23 protein-coding genes and 1 pseudogene are annotated in these 21,413 nt (G+C 40.7%); 6 read left to right on the plus strand and 18 right to left on the minus strand.

Annotated features, from left to right (window positions below):
- Positions 1 to 127: pseudogene (locus EV695_RS20435) on the minus strand (IS110 family transposase); the annotation flags it as partial.
- 280 nt (positions 128 to 407) lie between these two features.
- Between EV695_RS20435 and EV695_RS16415 the strand changes: the two are divergent.
- From EV695_RS16415 to EV695_RS16430, 4 genes are all read left to right on the plus strand, one after another.
- A complete protein-coding gene (locus EV695_RS16415; protein ID WP_131907105.1) occupies positions 408 to 788 on the plus strand; it encodes a hypothetical protein in 381 nt (126 codons plus the stop codon).
- A 164-nt stretch (positions 789 to 952) separates the two neighbouring features.
- Positions 953 to 1,237 carry a hypothetical protein gene (locus EV695_RS16420; protein ID WP_131907106.1) on the plus strand — a complete coding sequence of 95 codons (285 nt, stop codon included), beginning with the start codon at positions 953 to 955 and terminating at the stop codon, positions 1,235 to 1,237.
- Between the two features lie 89 nt (positions 1,238 to 1,326).
- Positions 1,327 to 1,743 carry a hypothetical protein gene (locus tag EV695_RS16425; RefSeq protein WP_131907107.1) on the plus strand — a complete coding sequence of 139 codons (417 nt, stop codon included), beginning with the start codon at positions 1,327 to 1,329 and terminating at the stop codon, positions 1,741 to 1,743.
- Positions 1,744 to 1,957: 214 nt separating this feature from the next.
- On the plus strand, positions 1,958 to 2,674 hold the full coding sequence (locus tag EV695_RS16430; protein ID WP_131907108.1) for a hypothetical protein: 717 nt from the start codon (positions 1,958 to 1,960) through the stop codon (positions 2,672 to 2,674).
- Positions 2,675 to 2,903: 229 nt separating this feature from the next.
- Here the strand turns inward: EV695_RS16430 and EV695_RS16435 are convergent, their stop codons facing one another.
- Positions 2,904 to 3,119: a DUF2061 domain-containing protein gene (locus tag EV695_RS16435; RefSeq protein WP_131907109.1), complete on the minus strand. Its 216-nt coding sequence runs from the start codon at positions 3,117 to 3,119 to the stop codon at positions 2,904 to 2,906.
- 309 nt (positions 3,120 to 3,428) lie between these two features.
- Between EV695_RS16435 and EV695_RS16440 the strand changes: the two genes are divergently transcribed.
- Both EV695_RS16440 and EV695_RS16445 read left to right on the plus strand, forming a co-directional pair.
- Complete coding sequence (locus EV695_RS16440) at positions 3,429 to 4,088, plus strand: NADPH-dependent FMN reductase (RefSeq protein ID WP_131907110.1); 660 nt, start codon at positions 3,429 to 3,431, stop codon at positions 4,086 to 4,088.
- A 172-nt stretch (positions 4,089 to 4,260) separates the two neighbouring features.
- The gene (locus EV695_RS16445; protein ID WP_131907111.1) at positions 4,261 to 6,450 is read left to right on the plus strand and encodes an OsmC domain/YcaO domain-containing protein; all 2,190 of its coding nucleotides are present in this window, start codon (positions 4,261 to 4,263) and stop codon (positions 6,448 to 6,450) included.
- 6 nt (positions 6,451 to 6,456) lie between these two features.
- Here EV695_RS16445 and EV695_RS16450 read toward each other — a convergent pair whose 3' ends face one another.
- The 16 genes from EV695_RS16450 to petA all read right to left on the minus strand — a co-directional run bounded on the left by EV695_RS16450 (position 6,457) and on the right by petA (position 21,283).
- Positions 6,457 to 7,044, minus strand: a complete 588-nt coding sequence (locus tag EV695_RS16450) for a TlpA disulfide reductase family protein (protein ID WP_207907137.1) — start codon at positions 7,042 to 7,044, stop codon at positions 6,457 to 6,459.
- A gap of 419 nt (positions 7,045 to 7,463) precedes the next feature.
- A complete protein-coding gene (locus EV695_RS16455; RefSeq protein ID WP_131907112.1) occupies positions 7,464 to 7,973 on the minus strand; it encodes a hypothetical protein in 510 nt (169 codons plus the stop codon).
- Between the two features lie 166 nt (positions 7,974 to 8,139).
- Positions 8,140 to 8,559 carry a polyhydroxyalkanoate granule-associated phasin gene (locus EV695_RS16460; protein WP_131907113.1) on the minus strand — a complete coding sequence of 140 codons (420 nt, stop codon included), beginning with the start codon at positions 8,557 to 8,559 and terminating at the stop codon, positions 8,140 to 8,142.
- A 138-nt stretch (positions 8,560 to 8,697) separates the two neighbouring features.
- Entirely contained in the window at positions 8,698 to 9,657 is a 960-nt protein-coding gene (locus EV695_RS16465) for a patatin-like phospholipase family protein (protein WP_131907114.1), read from the minus strand.
- Between the two features lie 68 nt (positions 9,658 to 9,725).
- Complete coding sequence (locus EV695_RS16470; protein WP_131907785.1) at positions 9,726 to 10,556, minus strand: ATP-binding cassette domain-containing protein; 831 nt, start codon at positions 10,554 to 10,556, stop codon at positions 9,726 to 9,728.
- Complete coding sequence (locus tag EV695_RS16475; RefSeq protein WP_131907115.1) at positions 10,556 to 11,533, minus strand: ABC transporter ATP-binding protein; 978 nt, start codon at positions 11,531 to 11,533, stop codon at positions 10,556 to 10,558. Before EV695_RS16475 ends, EV695_RS16470 begins: the two co-directional genes overlap by 1 nt.
- A 7-nt stretch (positions 11,534 to 11,540) precedes the next feature.
- Entirely contained in the window at positions 11,541 to 12,434 is an 894-nt protein-coding gene (locus tag EV695_RS16480) for an ABC transporter permease subunit (RefSeq protein WP_131907116.1), read from the minus strand.
- Position 12,435: 1 nt separating this feature from the next.
- A complete protein-coding gene (gene oppB / locus EV695_RS16485) occupies positions 12,436 to 13,350 on the minus strand; it encodes an oligopeptide ABC transporter permease OppB (protein WP_131907117.1) in 915 nt (304 codons plus the stop codon).
- Between the two features lie 15 nt (positions 13,351 to 13,365).
- Entirely contained in the window at positions 13,366 to 14,955 is a 1,590-nt protein-coding gene (locus EV695_RS16490; protein ID WP_131907118.1) for a peptide ABC transporter substrate-binding protein, read from the minus strand.
- Between the two features lie 188 nt (positions 14,956 to 15,143).
- Positions 15,144 to 16,490, minus strand: a complete 1,347-nt coding sequence (locus tag EV695_RS16495) for a dihydroorotase (RefSeq protein ID WP_131907119.1) — start codon at positions 16,488 to 16,490, stop codon at positions 15,144 to 15,146.
- Between the two features lie 113 nt (positions 16,491 to 16,603).
- Positions 16,604 to 17,095 (minus strand): type 3 dihydrofolate reductase, encoded by a 492-nt coding sequence (gene folA / locus EV695_RS16500; protein ID WP_131907120.1) that lies wholly within the window; start codon positions 17,093 to 17,095, stop codon positions 16,604 to 16,606.
- Between the two features lie 22 nt (positions 17,096 to 17,117).
- On the minus strand, positions 17,118 to 17,573 hold the full coding sequence (locus EV695_RS16505) for a ClpXP protease specificity-enhancing factor (RefSeq protein WP_207907138.1): 456 nt from the start codon (positions 17,571 to 17,573) through the stop codon (positions 17,118 to 17,120).
- 65 nt (positions 17,574 to 17,638) lie between these two features.
- On the minus strand, positions 17,639 to 18,268 hold the full coding sequence (locus tag EV695_RS16510) for a glutathione S-transferase N-terminal domain-containing protein (protein ID WP_131907121.1): 630 nt from the start codon (positions 18,266 to 18,268) through the stop codon (positions 17,639 to 17,641).
- Between the two features lie 197 nt (positions 18,269 to 18,465).
- Positions 18,466 to 19,269, minus strand: a complete 804-nt coding sequence (locus tag EV695_RS16515) for a cytochrome c1 (protein ID WP_131907122.1) — start codon at positions 19,267 to 19,269, stop codon at positions 18,466 to 18,468.
- Positions 19,266 to 20,678, minus strand: a complete 1,413-nt coding sequence (locus tag EV695_RS16520) for a cytochrome b (RefSeq protein ID WP_131907123.1) — start codon at positions 20,676 to 20,678, stop codon at positions 19,266 to 19,268. Before EV695_RS16520 ends, EV695_RS16515 begins: the two co-directional genes overlap by 4 nt.
- Positions 20,678 to 21,283: a ubiquinol-cytochrome c reductase iron-sulfur subunit gene (petA, locus tag EV695_RS16525; RefSeq protein WP_131907124.1), complete on the minus strand. Its 606-nt coding sequence runs from the start codon at positions 21,281 to 21,283 to the stop codon at positions 20,678 to 20,680. Before petA ends, EV695_RS16520 begins: the two co-directional genes overlap by 1 nt.
- Between the last annotated feature and the right edge of the window lie 130 nt (positions 21,284 to 21,413).

A 21,413-nucleotide genomic window follows, 5' to 3' on the forward strand; every position in this document is an offset into this window, starting at 1 on the left:
TTAACGCTTCTTTGATACCTTTAGTATTGTTTTCGACGTTAAAGAATTCTCCTATTGGACGAACAAATATATCCAATTGAGTTTTGCTGGTATCGGTTCCTACATTGATTTCTTCTACTGTTTTCATGATAAGATGGACTCCGACTTGCTATACGGGTTCTGAGACCCTGATGACTGTTCGAGTTATTATCTATAGAGTTATGTAGTGCTCACACTTGTTATCGGTATCTCTTGAAAAAGAGTAAGCCGTTGCTACATCGAGCTACTACATAATGGCCTTTAGCAGCTAACTAAAGGTGGGTCTCAGTTTACCCGTTCTTTAACTTTAGTAACCATACAAGTTGCTTAAGGCAGGGAACGCCAAAAGCAGGCGTCCCCTTAGCAAGGCGTTAGGCTAATAAGAACTTATGATTTTATTTGACGAAAGCACAATCGATACACTGAATAGTTATTTCTCCAAAAAAGAAGAAACTGTATCTTCAGTTACTTTGATGTCCTGTGGATTCTCAATTAATTTTATTTCTTTCCAAATAACATGTTATGAAAAGAGTGTTTTAACCTCATCTAATAAAAGTCATATATGGGATGGAGATAATCCTAATAAAGGACCTTGGGGTTCATTAGTGCGTCAACTTGCTGTTAATGCATATCTAAAAAGTTCTAAAATACTTTGTATCCAATTTGAAAGTGGTGATTATTTGGATATTGAAACTACTGAAGGACAATATGAGTCTGTAATTATTGAATATCCTCCTGAAGGTGAAAATTTAGTTATGGATATTTATTAATGAATAAGCCTAACAAGTTACATCATCGGAAAATCAACTCGCTCGCGCTCGTCGTTTTCCGCTGTGTAAGGCGTTATGTTCTAAAACAAAATTGAAAAAGTGCCTAAAAGTACGGGGGTGTGTTTTACAATTAATAAGAAAAGATCTTGCAAGTGGGGCTACTTATGAAATGGGCAAAACGATTTGGCTTAGTTCTAATTATTTCAGTAATAGGTTATTTTCTCTTTTTACATGCTGGAATGAGTAGTGATCAAGACACAGTTTTAAAGTGGTACTACAAGCTAGAAATGATAATTGCAGGTATTTTTTGGTGGCCTGCCTATATTTATTTAGAGCTTAGAGAATTGCTTGGATACAAAACCAATATTCTAGGTTTTGAACTTTGGGTGTTTCAGCTTTTAGGGTACGCAGCAGTCTTTAAAATTTATGATTTATTTAAAAAAACATAACAAGGCAATTAAACAATCGCACAACAAAAACACGTTGTGCTGGACTCGCTAACGCTCGCCGTTTATTGCGGCGTTATATGTAAATACACATGAAACTCGAATATATAAATACAAATGACTTTGAATTAAATTGGAGATGGACACAAAAGAGCCATTGTCTAATTCCCGAAGAAGATCTAATCAAAATAAAGCCGTTATCTGAAGCATGTTCAGAAAGTATTTATAAACAAACACCAGTGATTTCTGGCGTATCACAAGAAATTGATTGCAAAGAAACACCAATACTTTTCCTTACAAAGAATCTAGGAAAAGAAACGGTTTATGTTTCTTGGTCTAAAAACATTGCAGTACAAACAGATACTTTAACTTTAATAAAATATTTCAGTGACTTTTGTTACCCTTCTAGCGATGATGTAACTATTTGGCCTGTAAATAACTCTTGGTTATTGCAGTATAATCACTATGAAACTATCACGTTTACTAAGCTAAACAATGAAATCATATAACAAGTGACTGTGGTTTCAAGTCAACCTTTTAGGTATTTTTGAAATAAACATTACTGCGTTTATTTTAGGGTTCTAAACACACTAAAAGGTGAAAACTTTGATTAGTGATATACTAGATCTAATCGCCATTTTCGGTCTTTAAAACTCTTGGGATAGATTGAATATCAACTTTAATAGCAGTGTAATGCAAAACTATTGTAGCAACAGGCTATTAGTGAATAGACTTATTCCGATTATCATTACGCTTATATTATGCCTTTTCACTAACACTATATCTGCTGAGCAAAGCACTCTACTGTTTAAAAATAAAGATGTCAGCATATACAAGGACAGAGCTTATTATAATGGTATAGCGTTATATGATGCCGCAAAAGACCTTGAGCGTTTAACTCTGCAAGAAGCTACGGATGATTGTCCTGTTAACTATACCTATTATTATCACCCGCTTTCATTAGTCGGTAATTACTATAGTTATGAGTCAGGTGAGTTTGGCGTTTTAGCCTGCGGCACTCCGGGTGGCTCCTCAAAGATTGTAACGATAAACCTTGCTGATTATAAAGACGTTTCTTTAACGGATATATTCACTCAGGAGAGTATTCTCAAAGCGCTTAGTGAGGATCAGTGGGTTAAAAAAATTCTAAAAGAAACAAAGAACAACTTCGAACCTATCTTATCGTTTGACGCTTTTATCGAGAGTATCAATACCCTGAGTAATGACCGGTTTAGCCCAAATAGTTTTGCTGTTTTAAACTACGATAAAAAAAACAACAAAGCCGCTGTAAGATTAGTTGGGCAGCGATATATGGGTTACAACCATTTTAAGCATGTAGAATTAGGCTTATTACTAGAACCCAAAGACCCATTTAAATACGATTTAGAAAATAGCACTTATTTTACTTTGCATGCTTTTAAAAATAATCTTACTGATTGAAAGCCTTTGCTGTCGTTTCACTCAAATAATATTATTAATTCGCTAAAAATATTCATTTTTAATAGCTACAGTTTTACTAAGTGGTTTTTTAAATGAAGCCGCAAAATCTTAATAACTAAGCTAAGAAAGCTAACAAACCTCATGCCATAAAGTTAAAGGCATTTTAAGTTATAAAAAAGACTCTCCCCTATTAATAAAACATAGCTAGCACTTTTGTGTTGTTAGATTATTACACCCGCTCACTGTAAACCGTTGTTAATACAGAAAACATTCCAGCGATATCGTATTTATTCCAGAGTTTCTCGTGGAAATAGAACACTACTGTGTTGACTGCGGGTTCGATAAGAGCGACCGCCCCGCCGATAACAGCGCTACCGGTAATTAGGTATGCGACTAAGAATGCCGTTGAAAAGTGAACGATGGCAAATGTGATTGTTTTTAACATGATTATCTCCAAATGTGTTTTGATGGTTAAATGATAATCATTCTCGTTCGATTTTTTAAATGAATTATAATGAATGTATTGATAGTAAAAAGCTATCGATACATATTTACAGATTAAGCTATCAAACAAAAATATATTTATTCGCATGCATTTACGTATTTGCTCAATATACTTAAATGATCATGATGATTTTTTGGTTGTTTATAGCCTCATACTTGTCTTATAACGATCACAGTATGCTTACCTATAACTGCCAATAGATTATGGCGGTGTTATGCTTAAAACTATCTATAGATAAGGAGCTATCAAATGAAATTGTTAATTTTTTTGGGTACTGTTCGAGATAGTACTCCACCCAAACCAGCACGACTCGGTGATCGGGTTGCAAAAGCCTGTCTCGATTGTTTGCATTCACGTTTCGACAAGCATGAGGTAGAGTTAATCGATGCTTTGGATTATCCGCTGGATGATGTTTTTAAACCTCATTTTGCATACGCAAGTAGCAAAGCTCCACCTGCCCTTAATGATCTGGCAAGCAAAATTGAATCTGCCGATGGTTTTATTATGATCAGCCCGGAATATAACCATTCCATGAGCCCTGCTCTGGCAAATTTATTAAACCATTTTGGTAGTTCTTTATTCTCTTACAAGCCCAGTGCAATCGTTACCTATTCTGCGGGTCAATGGGGTGGTTTAAGAGCAGCCATTGGGATGCGCACGTTTCTTTCTGAGCTTGGTTGTCTTCCTGTTTCGTCGATGATTCACGTACCTAAAGCACAAGAGGTCTTCGATGCAGATGGATCTGCACTTGCGGAGATTGATATTGCCTCCTGGTTTGACTATTTTGACCGGACCTTCAATCAGTTGCTTTGGTGGGCCAAGGCGACAAAAAAACACAGAGCTGAAGTTGATCCGCACACACTAATCAAGAGTTTCAATACCGATCCGTCAGAGCGCAATGCACCCTGATAGTCTTCAAGTGACTATTACGTGATTTATCGACGATATTTGTATGCGATATTTCCTTTATAGATGAAATAGCTATAATCTCCACCTACTCGCTGATTGGCAGTTTCTAACTCGTTTAGTTGCCTAAAGCTTTACCCTACTTCCTATAGAAAACGACTTCGGAAATCCCCCAATGGAAATCAACGTTAACTTTCTCGATAACCTCAGACTTGAAGCCAAGTTTGATGATTTTACTGTGATTGCAGATCAGCCTATACGCTATAAAGGCGATGGTTCAGCTCCGGGTCCTTTTGATTACTTTCTGGTTTCTTCTGCGCTATGTGCGGCATATTTTGTGAAGTTGTATTGTGAGACTCGCGATATATCAACGGAAAATATCAAGCTATCGCAAAACAATATTGTTGATCCTGAAAACCGCTATAACCAGATTTTTAAGATTCAGGTTGAATTGCCCGAAGATATTTCTGATAAGGATCGTCAGGGAATTTTGAGATCAATTGAACGCTGTTCGGTTAAACGGGTAATACAGAATAACCCGGGGTTCGAGATTGAATCGGTTGAGAATCTTGCAGAAGATGCGCAGGCGATGTTGATGGCACAGCCTGAAGGTGATGCGAATACTTTTATATTAGGTAAAGATTTACCCTTAGAACAAACCATCTCCAATATGACGGGGATTCTGGCTGATCTGGGAATGAAAATTGAGATCGCTTCATGGCGTAATATCGTACCCCATGTTTGGTCATTACATATTCGCGATGCCGCCTCACCGATGTGCTTCACCAATGGCAAAGGTGCTACCAAAGAGAGTGCACTTTGTTCAGCATTGGGTGAGTTTATCGAGCGTTTGAACTGTAATTTCTTTTACAACGATCAATATTTTGGAGATGAAATAGCGAACAGCGATTTCGTCCATTACCCTAATGAGAAATGGTTTAAACCGGGACCAAACGACGAATTACCTTCAGACATTCTGGATGAGTATTGCTTAGAGATTTTTAACCCTGATGGAGAGCTAAGTAGCTCCAATCTGATCGACACCAATTCTGGCAATGCGGAACGCGGCATTTGCTCTATTCCATACACGCGCCATTCTGATGGTGAGACAGTGTATTTCCCTTCAAACCTGATTGAGAACTTGTACTTAAGTAATGGCATGAGTGCGGGCAATAATCTGCCCGAGGCGCAAGTACAATGTTTGTCAGAAATTTTTGAGCGTGCTGTCAAAAAACAAATCATTGAAGAAGAAATCGCCTTGCCGGATGTTCCCGAGCAGGTCTTAAACAAATACCCTAGCATTGTTGAAGGCATTCAAGCACTGGAAGCACAGGGTTTTCCTGTCGTTGTTAAAGATGCATCCTTAGGGGGACAATTCCCTGTGATGTGCGTGACCTTGATGAACCCAAGAACCGGCGGCGTATTTGCCTCTTTCGGTGCGCATCCCAGTTTTGAAGTCGCTCTAGAACGCAGCCTTACCGAATTACTACAAGGTCGCAGTTTCGAAGGCTTAAATGATGTACCACCCCCCACCTTTAACAGCCTTGCGGTGCAAGAGTCTGAAAACTTTGTTGAGCACTTTATCGATTCAACGGGGGTTATTTCGTGGCGCTTCTTTAGTGCGAAACATGATTATGAATTCTGCGAATGGGATTTTTCTGGCAGTAATCAGGAAGAATGCGATAGCTTGTTTGGTATTTTAGAAAGCATTGGCAAAGAGTCGTATATCGCCGTGTTTGATGAGCTTGGTGCAACAGCCTGCCGTATTTTAGTACCGGATTATTCAGAGGTTTATCCGGTCGAAGATTTAATCTGGGATAACACCAATAAAGCGTTAGATTATCGCGAAGATATCCTGAACATTCATGCCTTGAGTGAGGATGCACTCATCACACTTAAAGAGCGTCTAGAAGACAGTCAGCTCGATAACTATACCGATATCAAAACACTGATAGGTATCGAGTTTGATGAAAACACAGTCTGGGGACAATTGACGATTCTTGAACTGAAGATCCTTATTTGTCTTGCAATAGGTGATCTTGAAGAAGCTATCGAACTGGTCGGCGACTTCCTGCAATTTAACGACAATACCGTAGAACGTGGTTTATTCTATCAGGCAATTCACGCTGCGCTTGAGATTTCATTAGACGACGAAATGGAACTTGATGACTTTATTGTTAACCTGACAAGAATGTTTGGCGAAGAAACAATGAGTAATGTTGTAGGCTCGATTACTGGTGAAGTAACCTTCTATGGACTCACTAAAACCAATATGCAGCTCGAAGATTTAGACAGACACCTGAAGTTAATTGAGAGTTATAAGAAACTCCATCAGGCGCGTGCCGCAAAAGCGTCAATCGCTTAAGTTTAATCAGGTTTTATGCGTAGAAAAATTTAAGTCTGTGATGGCTTTGATAATTTCAGGGTCATCAAAATTTCTGCCACCAATGGCAAAATAGGCGATTTCGCCTTTGGGGTTGATAATGAATGTCGTAGGTAATCCCCTGACCTTCCAGCTTTTCATTAGCGATCCGTCTTCGTTAAAAAGTACCGTAAACTCTGGCGTGGGATCGAGTTCTGCCATGAAGGCGAACACTGCATCGTCGTCTTCACCAATATCTACTGCCAATACTTCTACGTTTTTATCTTTTGTTGATTGGTGCAAGCGTCCTAATGAAGCCATCTCTTTGCGACAAGGAGGACACCAGGTCGCCCAGAAGTTAACCACCACAGTTTTACCTTTAAGGTCTTTTAAATCGGTGGTTTCCTCATCCATATCCTGCAACTTTAAAGCTGGCGCCATAATCGATTGTTTTACAGGCGTGAGCTTTTGAATTAAGGTTTTTTCATCTGCGCTAACGCCATTAACAGTCGTCAACGTCATGATGATGAGCAAAGGTATTGCTAATCGCGTTAAGGATATTCCAGATTTGGCTTTAACTTGGCGACGTTCGAACACATCAAACTCCAGACAATTTTATTGTGGTTAAGATTTTTGTTAATACTTTCGTAAACACATTTGTTAATACTACAGTTGCTGATGCTTCAATCACTTATTATTGCTCAGATTTGTCATTACTCAATTTCAGTTTTATTAAAACATAAAAACTAACGAGGATGATAAGACACAATATCATATCTTTTTACTGTGCTTGTTTTGTATATTTGTTTGGTGTTGATGAGTTAAGTTGATTAGCTAAGAGAGTTTAGCCGAGTTGATTTTTAACAGCAGTCGAAAGCCACCCCCTACTTTGGGGCACTTTTTTTAAGACTGACACTAGAATGTATCAGTCTTAATTTTTATATAAGTTTGTTTAAAACCTTGTTTAAGCGTTTATTTCAAAGTTATTGTAAACGTGATTTTCAACGCGAATATAATCAAGCACTTTTACTGATATCTTCCAGTAATTTATCAAAGTAGTCTTTCACTTCTCCGGCAGCTTTGAGGCTCGCATCTTTTACTTTATCACCAGACTCATTCAAGTCACGCGCTATCTTGGCGCCTTTGGTTTCCATGAAATCTTCCGCTTCCATTTCGGCCAAATGTGCGCGTAGTTTTGCAGTATCGATTTCTGTGTGGGCTTTGCTTGAAATTTTCTGTGTGAAATCTTCCAGCGTTTCTTTCACGCCTTCCATCTTATCAACAGCTTCCATTGTACCCAGATGCGCTTGAAGCCTGGCTTCATCGCCTATCTGATCAACGGCAGATGCCGCTTCTTTAAGCTTTCCTTTGGCACCTGAAAAACTCTTCTTTAAATCAGCCCATAACTCACGGGCATCTTCAGCCAAGTCTTCAGTAATGTCTTCGACTTTGTCTTCTATCTTATCTTCGAGTCGATCGATCGCTTCTTCTGCAGCTTCTAATTTCTTTTTGAATTCGTTATCCATCTTAATCTCCTGCCAATTATTTCTGTTTTTATTATATGCCTGAAAAACGGAGGAAGTAGATGAATACAATTGTTAGCTGACTTAGGTCAAGTGAAATGTCACCCCCCCACTTTGGAGGGGTTTTTATCTAAGATTATCTATTAGAGGTATTTTTGCAATCGAACGCTTATCTGTTTTTAAGACGCTCAGCATTTGAAGTTGTTTTAGCGTGTATAGGCTCGAGACCTTTATTGATAATACTTAACGCTGCTTTATTCATCTTTTTAGGTGTACACACTTCTAGTGCGTTCATTTCCCACCAAGGTGTGAACATCGCTTTGACTACCGACGAATAGATTTCCTGATTAATTTTGCTAGTCTGCTCAGCCATAGCCTGCCAAGACTCAACAAACGCATCAGACTTTTCTGACCACATAAGTTCAAATTCTTCCTGATGATTTTCGTTTGGTTGATATCCAGCGAACATAAATTGTCCGATACGACGTGCCATCACTTCTGGAACAGACGTTGATAATTCAACCGACTGCATAGCAATAGATTTTTTTACGTTGTTATTATTGGCTGTAGTTGATTTACTTTTTGTCATGTTATTTGTAACCCTTTTATTTGTATCATTTAAGAGTGCACTATACTCTTTTTGCTGCAGTGCACAAGAAAATTTTCAATACTGAGCTTTAAATATACAATTTTACGATAAAATGTAACAACATCAATAGATTAACGCTTATAAACCAAGCACTCTTTTTATTTCGGGCAGCATCGCATTCACGCATTTCTCCCCTTCTTCAATCGCTTCTTTTGCCCGATATAATTCAATAATGCCAATATGAGCCAAATGCGGGGTAATAATAATTTCTGGCGGATCACCCACCATTCTGCTTTTAGTGATTCTGTCCTGAGTAATATTGACCGAACTGGCGATTGTTTCAAACAATGATGGCGAGGTGGCTTTATCCTTTTTGGTTGAAAAGAATGACGGCGTGTAACCGCCGATTAGACTAGTAAACTTATCTGCCAGCGCGGGCAAACTATTCGCTTGTGGTAATTGTTTTACTTTCAACTCTTGACGCTTTGTTTCTTTAGATTCCAGGTTTTCAAGGTGATTTTTTCTCATGTGGCGCCCGAGTAAATCACCATTCAGATTAACAGCAATCACCAAATCTGCGCCCAAAGCACGGCACGTAGAAACAGGAACGGGGTTAACCAAACCTCCGTCGACCAACCATTGCTCATTTTTACGAACCGCAGGAAACAGGCCAGGCAATGAAATGGATGACCACACCGCTTCTAGTACCGAACCTTTCTTCAGCCAGATTTCTCGACCACTGTCTAAATCAGTCGCAATGGTGGCGAATTTTTTGGGAAGATCTTCTATTAAAGTAGATTCGGCAGCCACCGTTTCTTGCATTAGGGCATGTAATCTTTTGGTATTTACAAAACCATTCAGCGATGAATTGATTTCATATAACTTGGCTGATTCAAACTTTGTTAATGATGTTGCCCACTTTTCAAGTTCATCCAGTTTTCCATTAACATAAGATGCACCAACCAAGGCGCCAATGGATGTTCCGCAGACAATATCAGGCTCGATACCGTTTTTAATAAGGGCATTGATCACACCGATATGTGACCAACCGCGTGAAGAACCACTGCCTAATGCCAATCCGATTTTTAAATTATTCATTATGGTCTATTACCTTTAATAGAGGTCACCCCCTACTTATAGCCTATTTTTATTGGTTTGAATCCAATCTAACCGATTCGTTTTCTTTCCATTGCAGGGTCTGCTAATGGAATAGAATCTAGTAGTTTCTGCGTATAAGCGTGTTGCGGGTTTTCATAGATATCCGAAGCATTTCCTGTTTCGACTACCTGCCCTTTATATAGCACTAAAACACGATCACAGACTTGCCTAACAATACTCAAATCATGCGAAATGAAGATCATACTCATACCTGTACGACTCTTCAAATCCATCAACAGATTAATGATTTGCGCTTGAATAGAGACATCCAGCGCACTAACTGGCTCATCGCAAATCAACAGTTTAGGGTTAAGAATCATGGCTCTGGCAATGCCAATTCGCTGGCATTGGCCGCCCGAAAATTCATGTGGGTAGCGATTTTTTTGCTGTTCTTGCAAACCCATTGCCAGCATTAACTCAACCACTCTGTTTTGTATTTCTTGCTTCGACAGTTCTGGCTTCAGATTATACAGTGGCTCTGCGATTATTTGTGCGACCGTCATCCGGGGGTTTAACGCATCTAACGGGTCTTGAAAGATAAGCTGAATATGCTCGCGCATCGCTTTATTCTGATCGTTTGTATTTTTCGTTAAATCCTCACCTTGCCAGAGAACCTGTCCAGATGTTATCGCTTGTAACTGCAAGATCGCTCTGGCAAGCGTTGATTTACCACAGCCTGATTCACCCACCACGCCCAACACTTCACCTTCGACAAGTTCGAAGGAGATATCGCTAAGTGCCTGTATTTCCTGATTCGGGCCTTTTTTTATACCTTGATTGAACGCCACACTGAGGTTTTCAACCGAGAGTAAAGGTGAAGCTTGTGAAGGCGAATACATTAAATATCCTCCCGAAAACAACTCACCAAATGACCAGCATCGATTTTTCTCTCGGGAGGAGAATCCGTTTTACAACGCTCTTCCACAAAGGCGCAACGCGGAGAAAAGGCGCAGCCAGCTGGGAGATTCAATGGATCGGGTGGTTGCCCATCTATGGCTAACATTTTACCACTCTTCTCTGTATTGGTCGGCGTAGCCGCAAGCAACGCTTGCGTATAGGGATGCTTGGCTTCATAAAATATCTCATCGACCGTTCCGGTTTCGACTATTTTGCCTGCATACATCACGATAATTCGATCACACAAACCAGCAACCAATGGCAAATCGTGAGTGATTAACACGATACTGGTTTTCTCTTGTCGGTAGATATCTTTTAGCAACCGAATGATTTCAGTCTGGACAGTCACATCAAGCGCAGTCGTTGGCTCATCCGCAATAATCAGTTTAGGTTTACATAACAAAGCCATCGCAATCACAACGCGTTGGCGCATGCCACCCGACAATTCATGCGGATAGCTATTGAAACGTTGCTCAGGGTCTTTAATTTTCACTCTATCGAGCATTTCGATAGCTCTGCGTTTGGCAGATTCTTTGTTAAAATTTGCGCCTTCGTGCACTTCTAAAACTTCGGTGAGTTGTTTGCCAATTCGCAGGTAAGGATTCAACGCCGTCATTGGGTCCTGGAAAATCATACCGATTTCTTTGCCACGAATTTTGTTTAGCGATTTATCAGACTGATTTAACAGTGCTTGTTGATTAAAGCTAACCGAGCCGTGGGCACTTCCATTTGGTGGAAGTAATCCCATTAAGGCATTAAACAGCTGGCTTTTACCTGAGCCAGATTCTCCCACTATTGCAACGGTTTCACCCTGATCTAACTCGAGTGAAACTCCTCTAACCGCTTGCAGCGTTTGCTTTCTCTGAATACCCGAATCTACCGCAAAGTCGACGCGAAGGTTTTCGATGGTAAGCATCATAAGCGTTCTACCTATCTTTCGGGTCTAGCGCATCACGCAGACCGTCGCCGATAAAATTCAAACAAAACAATGTGACTGCCAACATAATTGCCGGCGATAACACCATCCACGGCGCTGACTCCATTTGTTGCGCACCTTCAGCGATAAGCACTCCCCAACTCGACATGGGTTCTTGCACCCCAAGTCCTAAAAAGCTGAGAAAGGATTCAAACAGGATCACCTGTGGTACGGTCAATGTGGCATATACGATTACGGGTCCTAACGTATTAGGAATTATATGTCTTTTGATAATCGAGTAATGACTCGCACCCGTTACTCTGGCCGCCTCGACAAACGAACGTTGTTTGAGTGATAAGGTCTGGCCACGAACAATACGCGCCATGGTGAGCCATTCAACAGCCCCTATCGCAATGAAAATTAGCCAGATACTGCGCCCAAAATAGACCGTCAGCAGGATAACGAAAAACATGAAGGGCAATGCATACAACACATCAACAAAGCGCATCATGATCGAATCTGTTTTACCTCCGGCATAACCGGCGATAGAGCCGTAGATAATGCCAATGACGAAACTGACGGCTGTTGCCAATAAACCCACCATCAATGATATGCGTCCGCCTTCTAGGGTTCTAACAAATAGATCTCGCCCGTTTGAATCTGTACCAAAGTAATGATGTGACTGTAAGTGGGGGGGCGTCCCCATATTATCCCAATCGACAGAATCGAGTTCCCACGGACTAAATAATGGTCCAAAAATACATAAAACGGCGATGATGACTAAAAGCACGATGCTGACGACCGCCGCTTTATTATGCAATAAACGTCGCCATGCTTGTTGCCATGGAGATAAACCAGCAACGGTGTTATCTGCAACAATCTCATTTGGTATAAGCGCTGACATCTTAGTATTTAATCCTTGGGTCAAGCCAGGCATAGAGTAGATCAACCAATAGATTCATCAGAATAATCAGGAAACCGTAGAACACTACAACACCCATCACCAAAGTATAATCTCGATTGAGCGCACCATTGATAAAGTGACGCCCTATTCCCGGCAAACCAAAAATGGTTTCCACTACCACAGAACCTGTAATGATTGCGGCTGTTGCAGGGCCTAACCAAGACAGTATGGGCAATAAAGTCGCTCTTGAAGCGTGTCTGGAGAGTATCAATCGAGTCGGTAAACCCTTCGCCTTGGCGGTGCGAATATAAGGCATATTCAGGGTTTCAATAAGACTGGCTCGTGTCATGCGAGCGACAGTGGCTATCTGTGGCAAACTCAATACAATCACAGGTAATACCATGTGCTTTAATTCACCCCAACCACTGGTTGGTAAAAGCCCCCAGAACACCCCAAAAAGTAAAATCAGTATCGGCGCCATAACAAAATTTGGAATGGTGATTCCCGTCATCGCCAAGCCCATCACCAGATAATCTATGGCACTGTTCTGTCTTAATGCCGCAATCACACCGAATAAAACACCAATCATCAAGGACAGTAAAATAGCCAATAAGCCCAGTTGAATACTCACGGGAAAACCCTGAGCAATAAGCTCGCTTACGGTGAAATCATGGTATTTGAAGGAAGGACCAAAATCCCCTTTGAGAACATTCAATAAGTAGTAACCATATTGAACGGGCAATGGATCATTCAGGTGATAGACCTTTTCCAGATTTGCTGCTATTTCAGCGGGAACTGGACGCTCAGAATCGAATGGCCCACCCGGCGCCAAACGTATCATGAAAAAAGCGATGGTTATTATGATGAAGAGTGTTGGAATACTCGAAGCGATACGTTTAGCAAAATATGAAAGCATTGTTTTTTAGAGCAATTATTTAGCTAAATAACGAGTCGGATGAATATCCATCACATTATCTTCCCAGCCTTTAATTTTAGGATTCAGTAAGTGCTGGGTAGTGTAATAATAAATGGGAATTAACGGCATATCAGCTAACAAAAGCTTCTCAGCACTCTGCATAAACTCTGCTCGTTGCTTGGCATCTGTTTCGATTTCAGCTTGTTTTAATAGTTTGTCGTAGTTTTGGTTTTTATATCCTGAAGGATTTATTGTGCCGACATCTGATCGAAATAGATCGAGGAAATTCGAGGCATCGTTGTAATCGCCAATCCATCCTGATCGAATCAATTGGAACTGTTTCTGAGAGCGTGAATTCAAATACACTTTCCATTCTTCATTACGCAGACTCACTTTTACACCCAAAGTCTGTTTCCACATCGCCGATAATGCTATCGCGATCTTCTTGTGGTTTTCGCTGGTGTTATAAAGCAGCTCAACCTCAAGGGGCTTATCTTTGGAATACCCTGCTTCTTCATACAATTTTTTAGCCAGTGCAACACGCTCTTTTTTCTCTAGCGCAAGCTCAGGAATCGTTTGGGATGTATAGCCATTCATGCCTGGAGGTACCCAGCCCAAGCCTGGTAGTTCGCCCGCTTTAGTGACTTTATCCGTAAGAATATTTCTATCGATGGCAAAACTCAGCGCTTTGCGTAATGCTAAATTATCTTTGAATGGCGCTTGCTCCAGATTCATTGCTAAATAATACGTCCCGATATAAGGCGTATTACGAAAAGCGTCTCCCAGATTCTTCTTAACCCATGCGATTTGATCAGACGGTACATCATCGGTGATGTCTAGCTCATCAGCACGAAAACGTTTTAACTCGGTCGCTTTATCCTCGATAGGGTGGAAATAAACGTTGTCTACCTCGATAGCATCATGATCACGATAATGCGGATTTTTTGTGAGTATGATTTTTGATTGTGGTTTCCAATCAGCTAATTGGTAAGGGCCATTCGAAATCAAATTACCCGGGCGTGTCCATTTTTTGCCGTGTTCTTTTATTTTCGCTACAGGTACCGGATAAGCCATGTGATGACTGAGCAATCCGGTTAAAAAAGGCGTCGGGTTTTCCAAGGCTATTTCCAAGGTAAAGTCATCGACAGCTTTAACGCCTAAATCATTGATGTCATTGATCTCGCCTTTGCTGATAGCTTTTGCGTTTTTAATGGGCCATAAAATGAATGCATATTCTGAGGCCGTTGCTGGCAACAAGGCACGCTGGAAACCATTTAAAAAATCGTTTGCGGTAACTTGAGTACCATCAGACCATTTACCGTTTTGACGAAGTTTAAAGGTCCAGAGTTTCGCATCTTCTGATGTAGCCCAGCTTTCGGCTGCTCCCGGTATTAATGAGCCATCGGCAGCTTCTGAAATTAATCCTTCGAATAAATCACGCTGGATATTCGCTTCTGGAACGCCTGTAGATTTATGTATATCGAGGGTTTCAGGCTCTGCACCGTTGCCACGATGAATCACCATTTCGGCGTTTACCGCGGTAGAAACAATACTAGAAAATAAAATCAGGACAGGTAGAAATAGAAGCTTTTGAGAGATTTTCATCAAGGGTCTTTTGGTAGCCAGTTTGAATGATTCTACAACGCCTTGGACTTGTTTTATAGCGATGTTTTACATTGGAAACAAGATCAAAGCCACCCCCCACCTTTGGGGCACTTTTTTTAGTCATTTTTATATTCAACTCAGAAAGTAATGACCTTGTTTATTTGCTCAAAAATACTACCTAAGAAAGGTTAACTACGCTTTTTACGATCAAACTCTATGCGCTGACCAAGATTTCCATTTCTAACTTTTTGATTGATATAAACCAGGTTTCCGTTAACGATGGTAGCGTGTACGCTCGAGCGGAATTCGTAACCATCAAAAGGCGTCCAGCCACATTTCGAAATAACGTCGTCATTACTTGCAGTCACTTCAGTATCAAGATCAACCACAACCAAATCTGCCCAATAGCCTTCGCGGATGTAACCACGGTCTTTGACGTTAAATATATCTGCAACAGCGTGACTGGTTTTAGATGCGATAAACTCTAAGGAGAAAATACCGTCTTGATAATGCTCCAACAGGCTTGGTAATGCGTATTGCACCATCGGTAACCCTGCTGGTACATCAAAATAATTACCCTGCTTCTCTTGCAAGGTATGAGGTGCATGGTTTGTACCTATAGAATCTAGATGTCCTTCCAGTAGACCCTGAATCAGAGCCGCACGATCGACTGCTGTTTTAAATGAAGGATTACATTTGAGAAGCGATCCAAGCGTTTCATAGTCTTCATCACAAAAGACCAGATACTGACTGCATGTTTCTGCCGTTATCAATTTTTCTTTGAGCGGTAACTCTGAAAACTTTTCGGTCTCTTTGGCGGTTGTGATGTGTAGAATATGCAATCGCGTTTGATGCTCTTCTGCAAGTTTCATTGCTAACGCTGTCGATTTTACACAAGCCTCTTCACTGCGAATTTTGGAATGAAGTTCAATAGGAATATCATCACCATAGATCTGGCGGTAATTTTCTTCGTTTTCCACGATTGTGGGCGAATCTTCACAATGAGTGGCAACCAACAGAGGAGCATGCTTAAAGATATCGTCAAGCGTTTCTTCAACATCGACCAGAGTATTGCCATTCGATGACCCCATGAATACTTTTAAGCCACAACACGCCAGGGGATCTATAACCTTGATGTCTTCCAAATTATCATTTGAAGCACCGTGATAGAAAGAATAGTTAGCAATCGACGTTTTCGCTGCTAACTGCATTTTCTCTTCTAAAATATCTGAATTGAGTACATTCGGAATGGTGTTTGGCATATCAAAGAATGTTGTAACACCGCCTGCTACAGCAGCAGATGATTCGCTTTTGATGTCCCCTTTATGCGTTAAGCCGGGCTCGCGAAAATGTACTTGATCGTCGATCATACCAGGCATAACGTGCTTGCCTTTAACGTCAAGAACATTGGCAACTTTCATGAACGAAAGGTCTTTTGCAATTTTTTCAATACGCCCGCCTCTAATATAAATATCAGATTCTACGATTGAATTCTCATTTACTATTTTGGCGTTAAGTATTAAAAGAGTAGCCATATATATTTGTTCACTTTAACCATTCAGTTTGTTCACCCCGTTACTAGCTAAGCGCCATATATACAAAAGTACATATTCGCTAACTAAGAGCTTCCACTACTAATCGTTATTTTTTAGTCTTCAGTTCGTATTAGAGTAACGAATGAGTAAGGGTAAGGGTTTTTCTCATCTGCAGGGTTATCGATTCGATCGATTTCTTTCCATGCATATTGAGTATAGTCGGGAAAAAAGGTATCACCCTCTAAATCTGCATCTATCATCGTTAGGTAAAGACAATCTGCGTCCTGTAGAAACTTTTCGTAAAGATGCGCACCACCTGTAATAAAGACTTCGTCAGCGCCTTTAGCCGCATCTAAAGCATCAGATAAGGTATTTACAACGGTACACCCTTCTATCTCCAGCTGCGTATTTCGGCTAAGTATGATATTTAATCTTCCGGGAAGTGGTCTTCCAATCGAATCATAGGTTTTTCTACCCATAATGATTGGACTGCCTAAGGTTGTCTTTTTAAACCATTGCAAGTCAGCGGGAAGATGCCACGGCATTTTGTTATCCAGACCTATGACTCTGTTGTGAGCCATCGCAACTATCATTGAAAGTTTCATTTCTAGACCTTTGTAACAGTGACTACTTAACGACTTTTAAACTTGGGCGTTTAGAAGACTTTTTGGTCTTCTTAGTATCGGCTGACGCTGACCCCTTATCCAAGCTCGCATCAGACAGGTGACCTTTGGGTGGCTCATCATCTGGCGGAGTACTATCATCAAACTCTTCAGGGTCAAACGATAAACCTTCACTCGTTTCACTTGCGTATAGTGCTAACACAGCACCAATAGGCGCATAGATAGAATGTGGCTTGCCGCTAAAACGCGCACTAAAACTCAGACCATCATTATCTATCAACAGGTCTTTCGCCGCAGAAGGGCTAATATTAAGAACAATTTTACCATTCTCAACAAATTGCTGGGGAACCTGCACGAGAGGGTTATCTGCAAACAGTACTACATGAGGGGTAGCATCATTATCTACTACCCACTCATATATCGCTCTTAGCAAATATGGTTTATTGGATGTCAATTCCATTATTTAAAGCGCCTTCTTCAATATCGTATATCAGGGGTATATCTAGCTGGCTTTTAAACGAGCAATTAAGGTCGGATCGACTGCTCTGCTAACGTTAATGATCCCTGGAATAAGTCACGTGAGAATACTCTATCCATATAATCATGGATTGGCTTAACTTCTGGGCCATTAAGATCAATACCGTACTTAGGTAAACGCCAAAGGATTGGAGCAATAGTACAATCAATCAAAGAAAAATCATTACTCAAGAAGTAATCTTTAACTTCAAAAACTTCTGCTGCAGCTAGCATGCTTTCTCTTAAGATGACACGAGCTGTATCCATGCGTTCAGATTCGCCACTCTCTAAATCACCAACCAAAGACAACCAGTCTTTCTTGATACGGAATAATGTAAGGCGTGTATGCGCTCTTGAAACCGGATCAACAGGCATTAATGGCGGATGAGGAAAACGCTCATCAAGGTATTCCATAATAACGTGTGAGTCATATAGAACTAATTCTCTATCAACCAATGTAGGCGCAGAGTTATAAGGGTTAAGGTCAGCCAAGTCTTCAGGTTTATTATTAGGGTCCATTTCAATAATGTCTGCCTGAATATCTTTTTCTGCCAAAACGATTCTAACGCTGTGACAGTGCGGACAATCCGGCAAAGTAAAAAGGGTCATTACTGAACGACGATTTGCAACTGATGACATCTAAATCTCCTGCGTGCTGATGGTAAATACCTACAGCTATATGGGTGCTATTAAATAAACTTCAAGGTCGAAGTAAATCAAATAAAAAAGGCTGCTCATTTCGAGCAGCCCAGTATTTTACACTAAATATTTATAAAAATCCTTGTCAATTAAGTACCTTTGGTATCGGTATTTTCAACAATGATCTTTAACTTACATTAGTGAATATCTTTCCAGTATTCTTTCTCTAACATCCATGAAACACCGAACAATAACAACAAGAATAATAGTGTAAACACACCGTACATTTTTCTTGATAATTGCGCAGGCTCACTAACATATGTTAAGAAATTGGTGAGATCACGTACTACTTGATCATACTCACCTGGAGACATCTTTCCTGGCTTAGACAATGTTAGCGTTGGCTCACCGTGATGTTCTCCATCACCTTCAGCGTGCTCCATTTCTTGCCAGCCTTGTAGCTCCCATAAAACATGAGGCATACCGACGTCTTTAAAGACAGTATTGTTGACACCCATAGGACGAGAAGAATCCAGATAAAATCCTTTCAAGTAAGAATAGATCCAGTCTGTACCGCGAGAGCGACCAACTAAAGAAAGATCCGGTACGCTGGTACCAAATGCTTCAGCAGCAGCTTTTGGAGAGTAAGCATTCTTCATTAAAGAGCCTACTTTGTCCTGCTTGCCATCTTCATCGTAAGTAAAGATCATGTTTTCTTTCAATAGAGTAGAAACATCATCTCCAGTTAAACCATGCTCTTCATTAAGCCCCATATCTTCAGCCATACGATTGTAGCGACTGAATTTAAGAGAGTGACAACCCATACAATAGTTTACATAGTACTTAGCACCATTTTGTAAGCTTTGCTTATCATGAAGGTCGATATTTGCACTTTGTAGTGCTGCACCATGACCTGCGCCCCCACTAACACTACCTAGGATGAAAACAACCAAGGCCGGCACTAATAAGACAAATATCCATTTGCGAATACTATTACTCATGATGTTACCCTCTCTGGAACTTCTTTCTCTGCATTACAGCTTTTCATAAAGTATGGAAGCAATAAAGTTAACGCTAAGTAACCTATCGGCCATACCCATTGCCACATAATCTGAGCAGCACTCGCTGCATCTCCCGGGTTGTAACGGATAAAATCAATAATGAAAACCGCTGCCGCCAGGATTACGAACCACACCAAATAACGACCTGGTTTCGTAGAATTACTATGAACATAGATAACGGCAAAGAACATGAAATAAATTTCAGTCATTCGCACACCCATCTCTTTAAACTCTGGAGTTACTGCTTTAACACCCAAATAACCCAGGATGATAAATACCGCAGCAAAGATAGCTAGGTTAAGCATGTGTGCAGTATTACGGTAACGCCATGATTTAATCGGGTTGCGATCCAGCCAAGGCAATAAGAACAACATAATAATCGCACCAAACATCGCCAATGTACCCATAAACGGAGACAAGGTAACCGCACGTAGCACTGTATAGAATGGCGTGAAGTACCAAACCGGCGCTATATGCTCAGGTGTCTTCAATGGATTCGCAGGCTCAAAGTTTGCATGCTCCAGGAAGTAACCACCCATCTCAGGCGCAAAGAATATAATCGAGAAGAACACCATCAAGAACACAACGATTGCAGGAATATCATGCACTGTGTAGTAAGGGTGGAATGGAACACCATCTAACGGTATACCTTTTTCATTCTTCAGTTTCTTGATTTCCACACCATCCGGGTTATTAGACCCTACAGTATGAAGCGCAACGATATGTACAAATACCAAAGCCACCAAAATTAATGGAACGGCAGCAACATGGAATGCGAATAATCGATTCAATGTAGGATCAGAGATAACGAAATCACCACGAATCCAGAGTGATAAAGACTCACCCACCAGCGGTATGGTATTGAAGAGGTTGATGATTACCTGAGCACCCCAGAATGACATCTGCCCCCAAGGAAGCATATATCCCATAAACGCTTCAGCCATCAGAGCAAGATAAATCACCATGCCTATGAGCCAAATTAACTCTCGCTTACCCTTGTAAGAACCGTACATAAGGCCACGGAACATGTGAAAGTAAACGACAATGAAGAATGCCGAAGCACCCGTAGAGTGCATATAACGGATAAACCAACCGCCAGGCACATCTCGCATAATATATTCAACAGAGGCAAATGCTAATTCAGCATCTGGCTTGTAATGCATGGTAAGGAAGATGCCAGAAACAATCTGAATCACCAAAACCAACATCGCTAAAACACCAAAGTAGTACCAGGCGTTAAAGTTTTTAGGCGCATAGTACTCAGACATATGAGCTTTCCACGTTTCCATCAATGGGAAACGCTCATCAACCCAGCCTAGCAATCCTTTATATTCTGTATTGTTAGCCATTAAGCTGCACCTCCGTCTTCACCAACGAGAACTACATCGTCGCTTTTGTAATAGTAAGGCGGCACAACAAGATTTGTCGGCGCAGGAACATTTTTAAATACACGACCCGCCAAATCAAAACGTGAACCATGACAAGGACAGTAGAAACCACCTTTCCAATTAGCACCCAAGTCTGCAGGTGCAAGCTCAGGTCTGTAAGTTGGCGAACAACCCAGATGAGTACAAATACCAATTAGCACCAACATTTCTGGTTTAATCGATCTATCTGCATTCTTTGCATAAGCAGGCTGCTGAGCTTCCACACTTGATTCAGGATCAGCAAGTAGAGGATCATTAGATGGTAGGTTTTTCAGCGTTTCTTCTGAACGACGAATAAACCAGACAGGTTTACCACGCCAGATAACTCTAACTAACTGTCCAGGCTCAATTTTACTGATATTAACTTCGACAGGAGCACCCGCTGCTTTGGCTCTTGCACTCGGCATCCAGGAGATAAGAAGCGGTGCTGCAAAACCGGCTGTACCTACTGCACCTACTGCTGCAGTGGCAGCGATAAGCATGCGCCTACGCTTTTTATCGACTGTATTCGAATCAGAATCTGACATGATTCATGTTCTCCACATAAATTATAAAAATCTGAAATAACGAGAGAAAAAACAATAAATTCCTCGTTAAAAAACCGCCGTATCGTCGCTTAACTGGCTACGAAGGTCAAGAAATAATCCTAAATTGGTA

The sequence above is a fragment of the Cocleimonas flava genome (assembly GCF_004339015.1).
Lineage (GTDB): Bacteria > Pseudomonadota > Gammaproteobacteria > Thiotrichales > Thiotrichaceae > Cocleimonas > Cocleimonas flava.